This window comes from Hymenobacter terrenus (assembly GCF_000972495.1).
Classification (GTDB): Bacteria; Bacteroidota; Bacteroidia; order Cytophagales; family Hymenobacteraceae; genus Hymenobacter; species Hymenobacter terrenus.
On record NZ_LATM01000007.1, the window covers coordinates 26,054 to 40,469 of the forward strand.

Sequence of the window (14,416 nt, forward strand, 5' to 3'; positions counted from 1 at the left end):
TTCAGTGAAGCCAACGCCGTCGATGGCGGTTAATAAATCGATGCGATGGGCGAAATACCGATTTGCACAATGGTACCGGATTCCATGAAATCGGCCACCGTATGCCCCAGGCTGGCAACGCCAGAGGCCAGCACGCGCACCAGCCGCGTTACGTTTTCGATGGTTTGGTTAACCCACACATCAATATCACCGGTATTGCGCACCACACCGTAGCGGGCTATTGCGAAAGCGCCCACCACCAAATACTCAACCGTTTGAGCGTTTAATAATTCGATAAATTCTTTGAAGTCGGGGTTGAGTTGGTTGGCCTTCATCGTGGTTGGACAGGTGAAACGGATAGGCCAGTTGGCGCATGACTTCGATGGCGGCCATGCGCTCTTCGGGGGATTTGGTGAGCCAATAAGCCATGTCCTCCACATCCTGGTCGGCGTGCAAAGTGGTTTTGCGGGTGACGGTTCTATCGAGGCGAAGCATGGTTAAAGTTACGGATTTTAGCCTGCGTTGGCCAACCCCTCCGCTACCCTCCTATCATTCCCCAACCGCGGCACTTTGTTCTGCCCGCCCAGCTTGCCCAGGCTTTTCATGTAGCGTTGGAAAGCCCCAGCCGGTAACGACGTGAGTTGCAGCGGCACCAGAATATTGCCCTGCCTGAGGTCATCATAGTACGTATTGCGGCGGCGCAACGCGGCATCCAAAGCCGCTGCGAAAGCCCCGGCATCCTGCGGGGGGCGGGCAAACTCTACCAGCCACTCATGCCGCGAAGGCTTAGCGGGGTCGTCGCTCACCAGCGGGGCCACGGTGAATTCGATAACCTCAACTTCCGGAAATTGCGCCATAACTTCACGAAGTGCCTGCTCCACTTCCTCCCCAATGACGTGCTCACCAAAGGCCGAAAGAAAGTGCTTGATGCGGCCAGTGACTACTACCCGGTGCGGCCGCAGACTCACAAAGCGCACCGTGTCGCCCAGCGAGTAGGCCCACAGGCCCGCGTTGGAGGTGAGGATGATGGCGTACTGCTTATCCAGCTCCACATCGGCAATGGTGAGCCGGGGAGCATTGGGCTCAAAAAACCGCTCGGCGGGCACGAATTCAAAAAAGATACCGCTGTTGAGCAGCAGCAGCAAACCGGGGTTGCCGGGCTCATCCTGGAAAGCCAGAAATCCCTCAGAAGCAGGAAATAGCTCGATGCTGTCCACGGGCCGGCCGATGCTTTCGAAGAGCTTGGCGCGGTAGGGCTCGAAGTTGACGCCGCCGTAGACAAACAGGTTGAAATCGGGAAAAATGTCCTTGATGGGGCGGCCGGTGCGGGCGGTAAGCCGGTCAAAATACATCTGCACCCAGGGCGGAATCCCCGAAATCAGCGTCATCGGCTGGTGCAGCGTCTCGTCCACGATGCGCTCCAGCTTGGTTTCCCAGTCTTCGATAATGTTGGTTTGGTAGCTCGGCAGCTGGTTGCGACGCAGGTAGGCAGGCACATGGTGATTGGCAATGCCCGAAAGGCGGCCGGTGCGGATGCCATGGTGCAGCTCCAGCTCCGGCGAGCCGGACAGGAAAATCAGCTTACCATCCAGAAACTGGCTGCGGCCCGTGCGGTAGATGTAATACAAGAGCGCATCCCGGGCCCCGTCGATGTGGTTGGGAATGCTGGCCTGGGTGATGGGAATGTATTTGGTGCCCGACGTAGTACCGCTGGTTTTGGCCAGGTACAACGGCCGGCCGGGCCAGAGCACATCGGCCTCACCAGCTTGTGTGCGGTCGAAATAAGGCTTGAGGGCTTCATAATCGCGCACGGGCACCTGACGGGCTAGGTCGGTGGGCGTTTGCACGCCGCCCAAGTCGTGGGCGCGGCCGAAGGCAGTGCCCGCCGCCTGGGTCGTGAGCTGACGCAGGAGCTCGCGCTGAGTGGTTTCGGGGCGGTGCTGCCAGCGCTGGTAGCGTCGGGCAATGTAGCGGGCCAGGGGACGGCTCAACGCAGATTTCAATCCCATAATCTGAATAAAACACCTTTGCAATGGCTACGAAGGTACGTTGGCCGCGTTCTCCGATTTATACTTGTGCAACCCGGCTAGCTTGCCTCCGTTACCTTTATTCCACCTACTCAACACTTACTTCACCAAATCATCAAGCAATCATGGCAGACCACGCAGGCAAAGCCGTCTGGAACGGCGACATCAAAGGCAGCGGCACCCTTAGCACCCAAAGCGGAACCCTCAACGCGCCATACTCAGTTGGCAGCCGCTTCGAAGGCAAGCCCGGTGCCAACCCCGAGGAGCTTATCGGGGCCGCGCACGCCGGCTGCTACACCATGTACCTGACCAGTGTGCTCACCAAGCACGGCCACCAGGTGCAAAGCATTACCACGACCTCGACCGTGACGATGAACCCCAACAACGGCAGCCCCATCATCGAGCGCATCCACGTCAGCACCGAAGGCAACGTGAGTGGCGGCAACATCACAGCCGAGGATTTTCAGAAGCACGCCGAAGACGCGAAGACCAACTGCCCCGTTTCCCGCGCCCTGAGCGCAGTGCCCGAAATAACGCTGGATGCCAAATTTGTCGGGTAAAATAACATTGAGAACGTCATGCTGAGCGCAGCCGAAGCATCTCTACCGCGAGAGTAAATAATTACTACTGCATGCGAGATGCTTCGGCCGCGCTCAGCATGACATTTCTATTTTTACCCTTCAGTAAAATCTGCGTTCTAAATTTGCCTCTATGCCCACTGGTACTACCCGCATCCGCCTCCGCCCCGCCAACACTTCCCGTATCCCTTTCTGGGGGCAATTAGCCATTGGCGCCTTCTGGCTGGCCTACGTACTATTTTCGATGTGGAGTGATAGCAACGTGCACGACTACCACTTTCTGCACTGGGTATTCCTCGTATTCACGTTCGTTTACATCGGCTACATTCTGGTGCACAATGCCCCCATTTTCGGCACCCAAAGCTACCTGGAGTTCACGCCTGGCTATATCGTGCACAAAAATGGCCTGTTTCGGCCCAAGCAAGTATTCGCCGCCGAAAATATTGCGACCCTGGAGCTAAAGCCGCTGCTGCTGCGCGTGCGCCAGAAAGACGGCGAAATCTACGCTCTCAACTTGCGGGAGGTGAAAGGCCGGCTGCGTAAAGTCAGCTTTCGGGAGCAGGTACGGCAGTTTGCGGCGCAGCACAACCTGCCCCTGCAGGAGGTAGCGCCAAATAGCGCGAGCTAGTCGAACAGCTGGCTGACCACGATTTCGGCTCCCGTCACTGGGTCGGTCAGGGTCTGGCCATTGTAAAAATACTTGTACTTGCCCGGCTCCGAGAAAACGGCCACGGCTCGCAGCTCGGGCACCACCATCCAGTACGACTGCACCCCGGCCGCGAAGTAGCGCCCAGCTTTTTCCAGCAACTCGGCAATGACCTGGGTAGGCGACAGAATCTCAATAGCTGTGCGCGGCACCACCGTCACAGCAGTGTAATCTGGCCCCACCGAATCGGGCAGTTCTCCTTCAGTGAATATGGCAACATCCGGAATCATCTTTGCTTCCGCGATGGCTAGGCTGATTTCGGCCAGCACCTCGTAGCGGGTTTGCAAAAAATCTTCTACTTGTCGAACAAGGCGTTTTTGAATACGGGCGTGTTTCAGGCTGGGCATGGGCTTTCCGCGTTCCAGCTCGTAGTCAGAAATTTCTGGAGCAAGGGTTTCCATAAGAGGCTAAGGCTTTCTCAAATGTAACGAACCCCAGCTGGAAATAGGTGCCCTACTTTTTCGCGAACTTCTTCCGCAGCTCGTCCACCTGGTCGCGGAATTTCTTATCCGAATCCACCAGGTCCGACACGGTTTGCACTGAGTGCATAACGGTGGTATGGTCGCGCCCACCGAAGTGAAAACCAATGGTTTTCAGGGTATGCGAGGTGTGGTGCTTGGCGAAATACATGGCCACCTGCCGGGCCGTCACCACTTCCTTTTTGCGGGTTTTGTCCTTCAGCAGCTCCACCGAAATGCCGAAGTAAGCGGCCACGGTCTTCTGAATGAAGTCGAGGTTGACTTCCGCCTCCACTTCCTCAATGATGTGGCGTAGGGCCTGCTTCACCATTTCCAGGTCGATATCGCGGCGCGACAGGCTACTCTGGGCCACCAATGAGGCGATGACACCTTCCAGCTCGCGCACGTTGGTGTGCACCGAGTTGGCGAGGTAGTCCACTACATGGTCCGGTGGAATGTCGATGCCGTCCTGCTCCATCTTGTTGCGGATGATGGCCACCCGCGTTTCAAAGTCGGGGCTTTGTACATCGGCCGTTAAGCCCCATTTAAAGCGGTTCAGCAGTCGGTCTTCCAAGCCTAACAGGTCCTTGGGGGGCCGGTCCGAGGTCATCACAATCTGCTTGCCCGACTGGTGCAAATGATTGAAGATGTGAAAGAACATCTCCTGCGTCTTGCCTTTGTTGGCCAAGAACTGCACATCGTCCAGAATCAGGGCATCGACTTGCAAATAGAAATTAGCAAAGTCCTGGACCTGCGCACGCTGCACGCTGTCGATGAACTGGTTGGTGAACTTCTCCGCCGACACATACAGCACAAACCGCTCAGGCGCGGTGGCTTTGATATGGTTGCCAATGGCCTGCACCAAGTGCGTTTTGCCCAGGCCTACGCCACCGTACACCATCAGCGGGTTGAAGCTGGTGGTACCGGGCTTGTTAGCCACGGCCAAGCCCGCCGAACGAGCCAACCGGTTGCAGTCACCCTCGATGTAGTTGTCGAAGGTGTACGAGCCATTGAGTTGCGACGGCACTAGGTTGCCGTCCATCGGCCGGGCCGTGTCGAAGGGGTTGCGCGGCGGAGCCAGGGTATCGGCGGTCTGGTTATTGATGCCGAAGTTGCCACGCGGCGTGGTGCGCACCGCTCCCGAAGCAACATAGCGGGCTGAGGCGGCGCGGGCGCTGCCAGCCAACGGGTTGCCCACGGCGGGCGGCGGGACCTGCGGCACGTCGCGCGGGTCGGGCGCAGCGGTTTTGCGGGGAGGGGGCAAGTGCAGGGCCCGGGGCGGTGCCTGGTCGTTACCCTGGTCTACCACCACGCTGTACTCGAGGCGGCCCTCGGAGCCCAGCTCTCGGAATAGCGCCCGGCGCAGCTCATCGACGTAGTGCTCCTCCAGCCAGTCGTAAAAATAGGCGCTGGGAACCTGGATGGTCAGCACGTTGCCCTTTAGCTCGACGGGCACTATGGGTTGGAACCAGGTCTTAAAACTCTGCTCCCCGATTTCCGCCGAGATGCTGCGCAAACAGCCAGCCCAAACCGTGCGAAAATCTTTGAGCATGAGAGTAATTAGACATTAAACCGGAGCTAACCGGAGACAAAAAAAGCAACGAAAGCAGTGGCTGTACAGTAGCCTGTTTTTTTAGAGGGGGACAAAATTGTGGAAAACTCTGCACTTAAAAAAGCCTGAAATCACTTGTTTTTGTCGTGCTTTTAACAGGCCGCCCGAACCGGCACCACGCTGGCACTGGCTAACCCAGGCCGCTTCTTTTTCACTGAAAATTCGTAGTCGAGCCTTCCTAAATTTATACCTGACCAGCCTACTTGGTTTATCAAAGTGGAGTGGCCATCGGAGCTGGCAATGGGCTCCGGCGCCTCCATAAACGTGTGCGTATGGCCGCCCAATATCAGGTCAATGCCCGACACCTGAGCAGCAAGCTTCCGGTCGTCGAGCTTGGCGTCGGCGTACTTGTAGCCGAGGTGTGAGAGGCAGATGACCATGTCGCATTTATCAATTTGGCGCAGCTGAGCTACCATCTCTTTGGCTTTGGTCACGGGGTCGAGGTAGGTGGTGGCGCCGAAATTCTTGTCGGCTACCAAACCCGCAAGCTCAATACCAAGGCCGAATACACCAATGCGGACGCCTTGCTTCTCGAACACCTTATAGGGCGCAAACTGGCCTGCCAAAGGGGTTTTCGAGAAGTCATAGTTTGCGATGAGGAACGGGAAGGTAGCATTAGGCAACTGGCGCTGAAGTCCGTCCAGGCCGTTGTCAAAGTCGTGGTTGCCCAAGGTACTGGCGTCGTAGGCCATCTGGCTCATAAGCTTGTACTCCAACTCGCCCCCGAAGAAATTGAAGTACGGCGTGCCCTGGAAGATGTCGCCCGAGTCGAGCAGCAGCACATTGGGCTCTTTGCTGCGAATGTCTTTGATGAGGGCCGCGCGTCGCGCCATGCCTCCCAGCCCGGCCCATTGCCCACCGTTGTCAGGAAAGGGCTCGATGCGGGAGTGCAGGTCATTGGTATGCAGAATGGTGAGGCGAACGGGAGCCTTGCCAGTAATGGCTGCTTCGGCCGAACTTGCCAAGCCGCCCAACACAGTGAGACCAGCGGTACCAAGCAGGGAATTGCGGAGAAAATCGCGGCGTTTCATAAAGAGAAATTAAAAATTATGCGTTAAAAGCCTGAGGGCAAGACAGCATCGACACGGAATGGGATTAACCTTTTTGACTCCTCAATTTTTAATTACCTCTGACCCGGCCTTCCACCTTCGCCGTTACGGGCTGGCCGGCTTTGGTCAGGTTGCGGATGTGGTCGGCAATGGCGGTGCGGAGCAGGATATTGGTGTGGCGGGGCGCGAGGGACTTAAAAAATACCATGTTGTCGCCGCCGCTGGCCAAGTAGTCGGAAATGGCAATCGGCCAGGTTCTGTCCATATTGGCATCGAAAAGCTGGCTGCCAATACGGATATCTTTAGGCTGGCCGTCGAAGGTGACGGTGTAGGTAGCACCGGATATGGCCATTTTGATGTGGGCGGCATATTCGAACAGCTGCTGAACCACTGACCCCGGCGCGTCGAGCACCACCAGCTCGTTCTCAAACGGCATCAGCTCAAATACTGACCCTAAGGTGATGGGGCCGGCCGCGAAGCCGGCGCGCAGGCCTCCGTTAGTCATCACGCCCAATGGAATGGACTCACTCAAGGCTTTGCTGGCGCGCTCCCGCTGCAAGTCGGCCACGAAATTGGCCAATGGCGACTCGCCCAGACTTTTGACGAGGGGCACCGGGGCAGTACCGAGCACCTCGGTCATTTGGGAAGTCACTTTGTCGTGATACGGCGCGATGATGGCCGCGATGGCTGGGTCCTCGGCTTGTGTTTTGCGCACTGGCTGGCTCGTGACTGGGGCAAAATGGGCCGTGGGGACGTAAGCGGCGCGCTGGCAGCCTGGCGCAATTGCCAAGGCAAACAGCGAGGGGGCGAGCACGGCGCGAAAGGATTTTTGCGGCATGAGTTTGAAGAAACAAGCGACGAGTAAGGCAACTTTCTTTAATTGCAAAGCTACGATACCAGTTCGGCCTACTGCGGTGGTTGCAAGTAGTAGCAACGGACGCTTCGGGGCACAATCGGTATCTTTCGGCCTGTTTTCGGCCAGCCCTGCCCAGAAGCAGACCCGTTATTAGTGTTGCCCAAGAGCCCACCATCTATGTCCGATACCCCGGTCGCCGCGCCCGTTTCCTTCGTTGAATTTCCGGCCGTAACCACTGCGGAGTGGCAGGCCCGCCTGGCCCGCGACCTCAAAGGCCAGGACCCTACCACCCTGCGCTGGCCGCTGCCCGATGGCTTTAGTGTGGAGCCGTTTTATCATCGCGAAGCCTGGACGACGCTGGGGGGCCCACCGCCGCCCCTGCCCCACCCTGCAACGCCGTGGCTGAACGTCCCGGCCCTAACCGTCGCGGCAGATACCGACGGCCGGACGCAAATCGACCAGGCCGCCGCGGCCTTAGCGGCGGGGGCCGATGGCGTCCACTTCATCCTGGCCAGCTCTACGCCTTTCGCGGTGCATTACCTGGCCGAGCAGTTGCCACTGGCACGCACCTTCGTGGGCTATACGGTAACGACCGGGCCTGATGCGCTGCTCAGCCAGTTGGTGGATGCCGCGCCCGGCACGCCCCTGCGCGGCTTCTTGCGGTTTACACCCGAGCAGGTGCCCGAAGGGGCCGAAGCGGCTGATTACCGGGCGGCCCTGCGGCGCTGCGTGAGTCTGACCACGGGCATGCCCGATTTCCGGGCGCTGGCTGTGAATGGAGCCTTCTTCGGCAACCGCGGGGCCACCGCTACCCAACAGATTGCCTTTAGTCTGAACACGGCAGTAGCCCTACTGGCGGAGCTGCCCAGCGACGACCTCAGCGCGGCGCAGGTCGCGGCCAGCCTGCACCTGCACCTGGCCATCACCCCCAGCTACTTCCCCGAAATGGCCAAGCTGCGGGCTTTTCGGCGGCTGTGGGCCACGCTGCTGCACAGCTTTGGCCTGCCAGCCGAGCTGAACCACCGCTTGCGAATTCACGCCGCCACTTCCTCCTGGACCCAGACGACGCTCGACCCGCACACCAACCTACTACGCCATACCACCGAGGCTATGAGCGCAGTGCTGGGCGGGGCCGATTCGCTGTCGGTGGCGCCCTTCGACAGCTTATTTGCTGAGGACAACGAGTTTTCGGCCCGCTTGGCTCGCAACCTTTCGGTGCTGCTGCGCGAAGAGTCGGGACTTGGCCACGTGCAGGACCCAGCGGCGGGCTCCTATTTTCTCGAAACCCTGACCGACCAGCTCGCGCAGGAGGCCTGGATGCTGTTTCAGCGTATTGAGGCAGCCGGTGGGCTGCCGCAGGCGCGTAGTCAGGCCATGAAGGACATCAGGGACGTGGCGAGCGAAACTTTCCGGCGCATTGCCGCCGGGCAGCAGGTAATTGTGGGCACCAACCGCTTCCAGAGCCGGGAGGAGCGGTTCAGCTTCAACCCCAAAAAGCTTCTGCGCTCGGCGGCCTTCGACGTGACCCGCGCCGCCTATCCAACCGAAGTGCTGCGGCTGGCCACGGCCCTGCACTTCGAGCGCCGTGAGCGCAAGAGCCGGCGCGCGGCCATTGTGCTGCTGGGCACCAACACCAACCAGGTTATTATGGACACGTTCGTGAGCATGCTGATGCCCCACGAGCGGCCCGAAATCGCGGCCAGCCACCCGCCGGGCACGCTGTCGCTGCTGTACTCTTCCCCCGAGGAAGCAACGCTGATGTATGCCACACCAGAGCAATTTCAGCGCTTTGCCCGTTTCATTTACCAGATTCCGACCGAGAAGCAGCACTTTATTCCGCCGGCCTTGCTCAGCGCCGACCTGCCCACGCTGCAAGAGGCGGTGCGCGTGTTTGGCTTCCACGAAATGAAGGTGCAGGGCTACACCACGGAGGAGGTGCTGGCGCGCCTGCAAGGGAGGTAGTAGTTAATTGTAAATTTTTGATTATGAAGCAGTATTCGAATGTGTTTAGATAAATGCAGGCCTGTCAACCATTCATAATTTATAGTCCAGAATTGTTCCATGAAACCTGATTTCTCTGCCATCCCTTACAACGCCGCCCCCAGCATCGTGGCCGCGCCGGAAACTGCCGTTACGCTTACGCCGGAGGGCATTCCCATCAAGGCTACTTATAGGCCAGAGGACGTGGCGAATCTCGACCACCTGGGTTTTGGAGCGGGGCAAGCGCCTTACCTGCGCGGGCCCTACGCCAGCATGTACGTGCAGAACCCGTGGACCATCCGCCAATACGCGGGGTTTTCGACGGCAGAGGCATCGAACGCATTCTACCGCCGCAACCTGGCTGGCGGGCAGAAAGGCTTGAGCGTGGCCTTCGACCTGGCCACGCACCGGGGGTATGACTCCGACCACCCGCGGGTGCAGGGCGACGTGGGCAAGGCTGGCGTGGCCATCGACTCGGTAGAGGACATGAAGATTCTCTTCGACCAGATTCCGCTCGACCAGATGTCGGTGTCGATGACCATGAATGGGGCGGTGCTGCCGGTGCTGGCCTTCTACATCGTGGCGGCCGAGGAGCAAGGCGTGAGCCCTGACAAGCTGGCCGGCACCATTCAGAACGACATTCTGAAGGAGTTTATGGTGCGGAATACCTACATCTACCCGCCCGGGCCGAGCATGCGCATCATCGCCGATATTTTCAGCTACACGGCGGCATACATGCCCAAGTTCAACTCGATTTCCATCTCGGGCTACCACATGCAGGAGGCCGGCGCTACCGCCGACCTGGAGCTGGCCTACACCCTGGCCGACGGCCTGGAATACGTGCGCGCCGGCCTCGCGGCGGGCATGAAGATTGACGAGTTTGCCCCGCGCCTGTCCTTTTTCTGGGCCATTGGCATGAACCACTTCATGGAAATTGCCAAGCTGCGCGCTGGGCGGTTGCTGTGGGCCAAGCTGATGAAGCAGTTCAACCCCAGCAACCCCAAGAGTCTGGCCCTGCGCACTCACTGCCAAACCTCCGGCTACTCCCTCACCGAGCAGGACCCTTACAACAACGTGGCCCGCACCACCATTGAGGCACTGGCCGCGGCGCTCGGCGGCACCCAGAGCCTGCACACCAACGCCCTCGACGAAGCCATTGCCCTGCCCACCGACTTCTCGGCGCGCATTGCCCGCAACACCCAGCTCTACCTCCAGCACGAAACCGACATCACCAAAGTCGTGGACCCCTGGGGCGGCTCCTACTACGTCGAAACCCTCACCCACGAGCTGGCCGACAAGGCCTGGGCCCTCATCCAGGAAGTAGAGGAGCTGGGCGGCATGGCCAAGGCCATCGAAACCGGCCTGCCCAAGCTGCGCATCGAAGAAGCCGCCGCCCGTAAGCAAGCCCGCATCGACTCGGGCAAGGAAATCATCGTGGGCGTGAACAAGTACCAGACCACCGAGAAAACCGAGGTCGAAGTGCTGGACATTGACAACGACGCGGTGCGCGAAAGCCAGATTGCCCGGCTCAAGAAAATTCGCGCTGAGCGAGATAACGTAGCTGTGAAAGTGGCTTTAGCCGCCCTCACCGAAGCCGCCGGAATCAGGGTTGAGGAGTTAAAAGCGAAGAGTGAAGAGCTAAGAGTTGAGGGAGAAAAAACAACTCTTAACTCTTCACTTTTAACTTCTAACTTACTGGCCTTAGCCGTAGAAGCCGCCCGCGCCCGAGCCACGCTGGGCGAAATCTCCGACGCTCTTGAGGCTCAGTACGGCCGGCACCAGGCCACGACCCGCACCGTAGCGGGCGTGTATTCGCAGGAAATGGATTACAACGAAGCGTTCGCCACCGCCCGCGCCGCCGCCGAAGCCTTTGCCGCCCGCGAAGGCCGCCGCCCCCGCATGCTGGTTGCCAAAATGGGCCAGGACGGCCACGACCGCGGCGCCAAAATCATCGCCACCAGCTTCGCCGACGTGGGCTTCGACGTCGACATTGCTCCCCTCTTCCAAACGCCCGCCGAAGTAGCCCGTCAGGCTGCCGACAACGACGTGCACGTGGTGGGCGTGAGCAGCCTCGCCGCCGGCCACAAAACCCTGCTGCCCCAGCTGCTCACGGAGCTGAAGCAACTTGGCCGCGAGGATATTCTGGTCATTGCCGGCGGCGTGATTCCGGCTCAGGACTACGGCTTTTTATACGCAGCCGGCGTGGCGGGGGTGTACGGGCCGGGAACGGTCATCGCCACGGCGGCGCAGGAGATTCTGGCGAAGCTGGGGGAGTAGGATTTATCATTTTACCTGCTGGCATACTAGAATACCGCTCAAATTAAAATTAATTAATCAAATTTGATATTATTCATTTTTTAATTACACACTTCGGATGACACAGGTAGAAAAAGCAAAAGATAAAGTCGCACATTTTCTTGCTTCTATAAATTTCAAGAACGGTTCGAATTTAGACTCAAGACCAAATTCAGACCTTTCAAATAATATGAGTGAGGATATGATAGGAACCTTTACAAAAGGAGAAATTAACTTTAACATAGAATTTAAACCATCCCATAACGTAAACATTTTTTATAACTTCAACAGAAAAGTAGAAGTTGACATAAATATTCCCCAATCTTATATTGATACCGTCGCACTGGATAATATATTAAAAAGTGTTGATGAGTTCATGGAAGCAAGTGGCTTCGAATATGAAGCCCAAGAAGAGCCTATTTATGGTTCTTTTTTCCAAAAGCTACTATTCCTGGCAAAAAGCCCAAAGACTCAGGAACAAGTCAGCGACGTACTTGATAAGGAAAAAGCTGCTTTACAAGCACATTACTTAAATAAGCCTGTTGCAGAAGCCACAGCACAATTATCAACTGCTGCTGCTGGATTAATTGCGGCTTGTAATGGTGTTGATGAAATTGTTATCAGAGCTGGCGTACTAATTCTTGTCAAAACTATTGTAAATGGTTCGACAAAAATGATGATAGAAACTATCTCTCCTCAGCTAATGAACTACCTAGACGAGAATCCAGGTATGCTAAGGGACCCTGCTTTGGTATACCATTTCCTGTCTCAATTACCAGAACAGTTTCGTCGAGCCAAAGGCAATCATACAGAAGCTTATTCCGCAGCTAGAATCATAACGTATGGCGAAGAGACTTTGCCGAGGGTACCAGATTCTGATACTTCTTACGCTCTAGGAGCATAGTTATTCAGTTCCAATAAGCACAAGAAAGTCCCGCCCCACCCAGCTTGTCCTTACCCAAATCTTTTTCCGGCTTTCCCGAAGTAACGCAAAGCCCCTTTTGAGCCGGCTGACCTCGCTTGAAAAGCACCACATCGGGTAAGTAACCGCGCAAAAACGCCCTTCCAGCCACACGGCCAGAAGGGCGTTTGAGATTTGGGTAAGGACAAGCCCCACCCAGCGGGACTTTTTTATTCCCATTTTTACATCTACTAATTGCCCTCCCCCATGCCCCTCTTCGCCACCCTGACCCGCCTCAAAGCCGAACTCGACGCCCTCCGTCCCTTGGCCCCACAGCAGCAGGTGCTGCAAAAGTTTCGGCTCGGTCATCGGTAGCTTTATGCGTCGGCGTATACGGCCCGGCCACGGTCACGCGCTGGAGATTCTGAGGAAACTATCAGCCTGCCCCTGACCAGCAAGACACTATTTCGCCGTCGATGTAAGTTCTAGCTTCCTTCCCTTTATGCCACGCTACCAATACTCCCAGATTGCCATTTACGACGCCAAAGGTGGCCCCGAAAAAGCCACTTATTATGAAGGCGACTCGCACGAAGCTACTCCTACACAAACCGGGCGCTTTATAGTAGCGCGGGTCGAAAAGCACATCAGTCCCAAGAAGTATATGTGGTCGGCGGTGCCATGGGGCACGCCGCTGCGGGTTAACGCCGCCGGCACCGTAGAAGTGCAGCTGCACGGCCGCTGGCAGCCACTGACGGACATGCCCACGTGGAAAGCACAGTATGGGAATGACCAGGTAGGGGTTAGAGTAGATATAGAGAACTCTTACAAAAAGATGATAACCCCCCTAAAGAAGCATTTAAAGGACGTTGGTACAATCCCTAAGACTTGGATTTTTAATGACTTTGGTCATGTAGCAGTGAAGTATTTCGAAGATTTGAACCACAATGGCCGGCAAGACAGTAATGAGAAACCATCGAATGATTTCATCCACACCACGCCCTATGATGAATTATACACTTGGTTCAATGCCACTACTGCATGGCACGTCGATATTAACCTCGCTCCTTCGCATGGCTGCATCCACTTACGGCCGGTTGAAATAGACAAGCTACTGAGCAGTGGTTATTTGAAGCCTGGTGCTTCATTGGAGGTCCATTCCTACGCAGCGCGCCACCAAAAACTGTTCACAGTAAACAGTAAAGCACGGAGGCACGCGCGCACAGAAGTTCACTTCTTTCCGGGCGAGCATAAGCTTGTAGTTTATGCTGTTGCGCAAGCCTGAGTATGTTTAAGGCCTTCCCTATGAAGTTTTTTTTACGTGCCTGTTTAGCTACTTCGGGTTGGTTTCTGTTGGCTGAGTGCGAACCAACCACACGCACCTCTGATTCAACCGAATCGGCTCCTTCTGTACTGGCCACGGCCCGCTATGCGGTGCAACTACTTACGGCCGCCCCCCCAGTACACGCCGGCCCCACTTTCACTTATGCTGGTCGCTCGGCCCGCTATGAGGCCGAGTTCCAGCGCTACGTACTCGAACTGCCTGGCTATGAATTTACGGCCCGCACGGACACCACTGGCGCGCTCACGGAGGCCGTTATTTTTCCGCTGCCACCGTCCCTCGCCCTCGACAGCACCGCGGCTATTCATATCGACCCAACCCGACCAGCCGATACCTTGGCCGTGAGCTTAGCCGAACTTCGGCAGGCATTCGGCCCTTGGAAAGGTGATTTCTTCACTCCACAGGAATCAACGCCAGCTCCACACCGAACAGTTTTCACCTATCGTAATCCCACCACTGGCCGGGTGGCTCGACTGGATGTCTTCTTGAGAAGCAGCCCTTCAGCCCCTCGCAACTCCGTCTTATCCATCTATTCTTCTGTCGTGCATGAATAGGATAGCCGGTTGTTTCCTCGTTTTGGCTGCTTTAGTAGCCAGTTGTGAGCCAGCCTCACGTCGAGCTGAACCTGCTGCGCTC

At 57.1% G+C, this 14,416-nt stretch carries 14 protein-coding genes; 7 read left to right on the forward strand and 7 right to left on the reverse strand.

The features are described from left to right. Positions 1-29: 29 nt before the first annotated feature. The 3 genes from WX88_RS29445 to WX88_RS11330 are packed head-to-tail and all read right to left on the reverse strand — an operon-like array spanning position 30 to position 1,988. Entirely contained in the window at positions 30-314 is a 285-nt protein-coding gene (locus WX88_RS29445; protein WP_052732594.1) for a hypothetical protein, read from the reverse strand. Next, the gene (locus WX88_RS30805; RefSeq protein ID WP_197076756.1) at positions 247-474 is read right to left on the reverse strand and encodes a hypothetical protein; all 228 of its coding nucleotides are present in this window, start codon (positions 472-474) and stop codon (positions 247-249) included. Before WX88_RS30805 ends, WX88_RS29445 begins: the two co-directional genes overlap by 68 nt. A gap of 17 nt (positions 475-491) precedes the next feature. Continuing rightward, entirely contained in the window at positions 492-1,988 is a 1,497-nt protein-coding gene (locus WX88_RS11330; protein ID WP_046244501.1) for a GH3 family domain-containing protein, read from the reverse strand. Between the two features lie 143 nt (positions 1,989-2,131). Between WX88_RS11330 and WX88_RS11335 the strand changes: the two genes are divergently transcribed. Together WX88_RS11335 and WX88_RS11340 are read left to right on the forward strand one after the other, a co-directional pair. Then, entirely contained in the window at positions 2,132-2,566 is a 435-nt protein-coding gene (locus tag WX88_RS11335; RefSeq protein ID WP_046244502.1) for an OsmC family peroxiredoxin, read from the forward strand. A gap of 151 nt (positions 2,567-2,717) precedes the next feature. Continuing rightward, on the forward strand, positions 2,718-3,212 hold the full coding sequence (locus WX88_RS11340; protein ID WP_046244503.1) for a hypothetical protein: 495 nt from the start codon (positions 2,718-2,720) through the stop codon (positions 3,210-3,212). Here WX88_RS11340 and WX88_RS11345 read toward each other — a convergent pair. From WX88_RS11345 to WX88_RS11360, 4 genes are all read right to left on the reverse strand, one after another. Next, on the reverse strand, positions 3,209-3,691 hold the full coding sequence (locus WX88_RS11345; RefSeq protein WP_046244504.1) for a Uma2 family endonuclease: 483 nt from the start codon (positions 3,689-3,691) through the stop codon (positions 3,209-3,211). The genes WX88_RS11340 and WX88_RS11345 overlap by 4 nt on opposite strands. Positions 3,692-3,743: 52 nt before the next feature. After that, entirely contained in the window at positions 3,744-5,300 is a 1,557-nt protein-coding gene (gene dnaA, locus WX88_RS11350; RefSeq protein ID WP_046244505.1) for a chromosomal replication initiator protein DnaA, read from the reverse strand. Between the two features lie 152 nt (positions 5,301-5,452). After that, on the reverse strand, positions 5,453-6,391 hold the full coding sequence (locus WX88_RS11355) for a bifunctional metallophosphatase/5'-nucleotidase (RefSeq protein ID WP_046244506.1): 939 nt from the start codon (positions 6,389-6,391) through the stop codon (positions 5,453-5,455). Positions 6,392-6,479: 88 nt separating this feature from the next. Next, positions 6,480-7,247, reverse strand: a complete 768-nt coding sequence (locus WX88_RS11360; protein WP_052732595.1) for a 5'-nucleotidase C-terminal domain-containing protein — start codon at positions 7,245-7,247, stop codon at positions 6,480-6,482. Positions 7,248-7,442: 195 nt separating this feature from the next. Between WX88_RS11360 and WX88_RS11365 the strand changes: the two genes are divergently transcribed. From WX88_RS11365 to WX88_RS11390, 5 genes are all read left to right on the forward strand, one after another. Continuing rightward, positions 7,443-9,227, forward strand: coding sequence for a methylmalonyl-CoA mutase family protein (locus WX88_RS11365; protein WP_052732596.1), 1,785 nt, complete (start codon positions 7,443-7,445; stop codon positions 9,225-9,227). 99 nt (positions 9,228-9,326) lie between these two features. Further along, a complete protein-coding gene (gene scpA / locus WX88_RS11370; protein ID WP_046244507.1) occupies positions 9,327-11,522 on the forward strand; it encodes a methylmalonyl-CoA mutase in 2,196 nt (731 codons plus the stop codon). 97 nt (positions 11,523-11,619) lie between these two features. Then, entirely contained in the window at positions 11,620-12,444 is an 825-nt protein-coding gene (locus tag WX88_RS11375; RefSeq protein WP_156176071.1) for a hypothetical protein, read from the forward strand. 499 nt (positions 12,445-12,943) lie between these two features. Continuing rightward, positions 12,944-13,723 (forward strand): hypothetical protein, encoded by a 780-nt coding sequence (locus tag WX88_RS11385; RefSeq protein WP_046244510.1) that lies wholly within the window; start codon positions 12,944-12,946, stop codon positions 13,721-13,723. A gap of 20 nt (positions 13,724-13,743) precedes the next feature. Continuing rightward, positions 13,744-14,334, forward strand: coding sequence for a hypothetical protein (locus WX88_RS11390; RefSeq protein ID WP_156176072.1), 591 nt, complete (start codon positions 13,744-13,746; stop codon positions 14,332-14,334). Positions 14,335-14,416 lie beyond the last annotated feature (82 nt).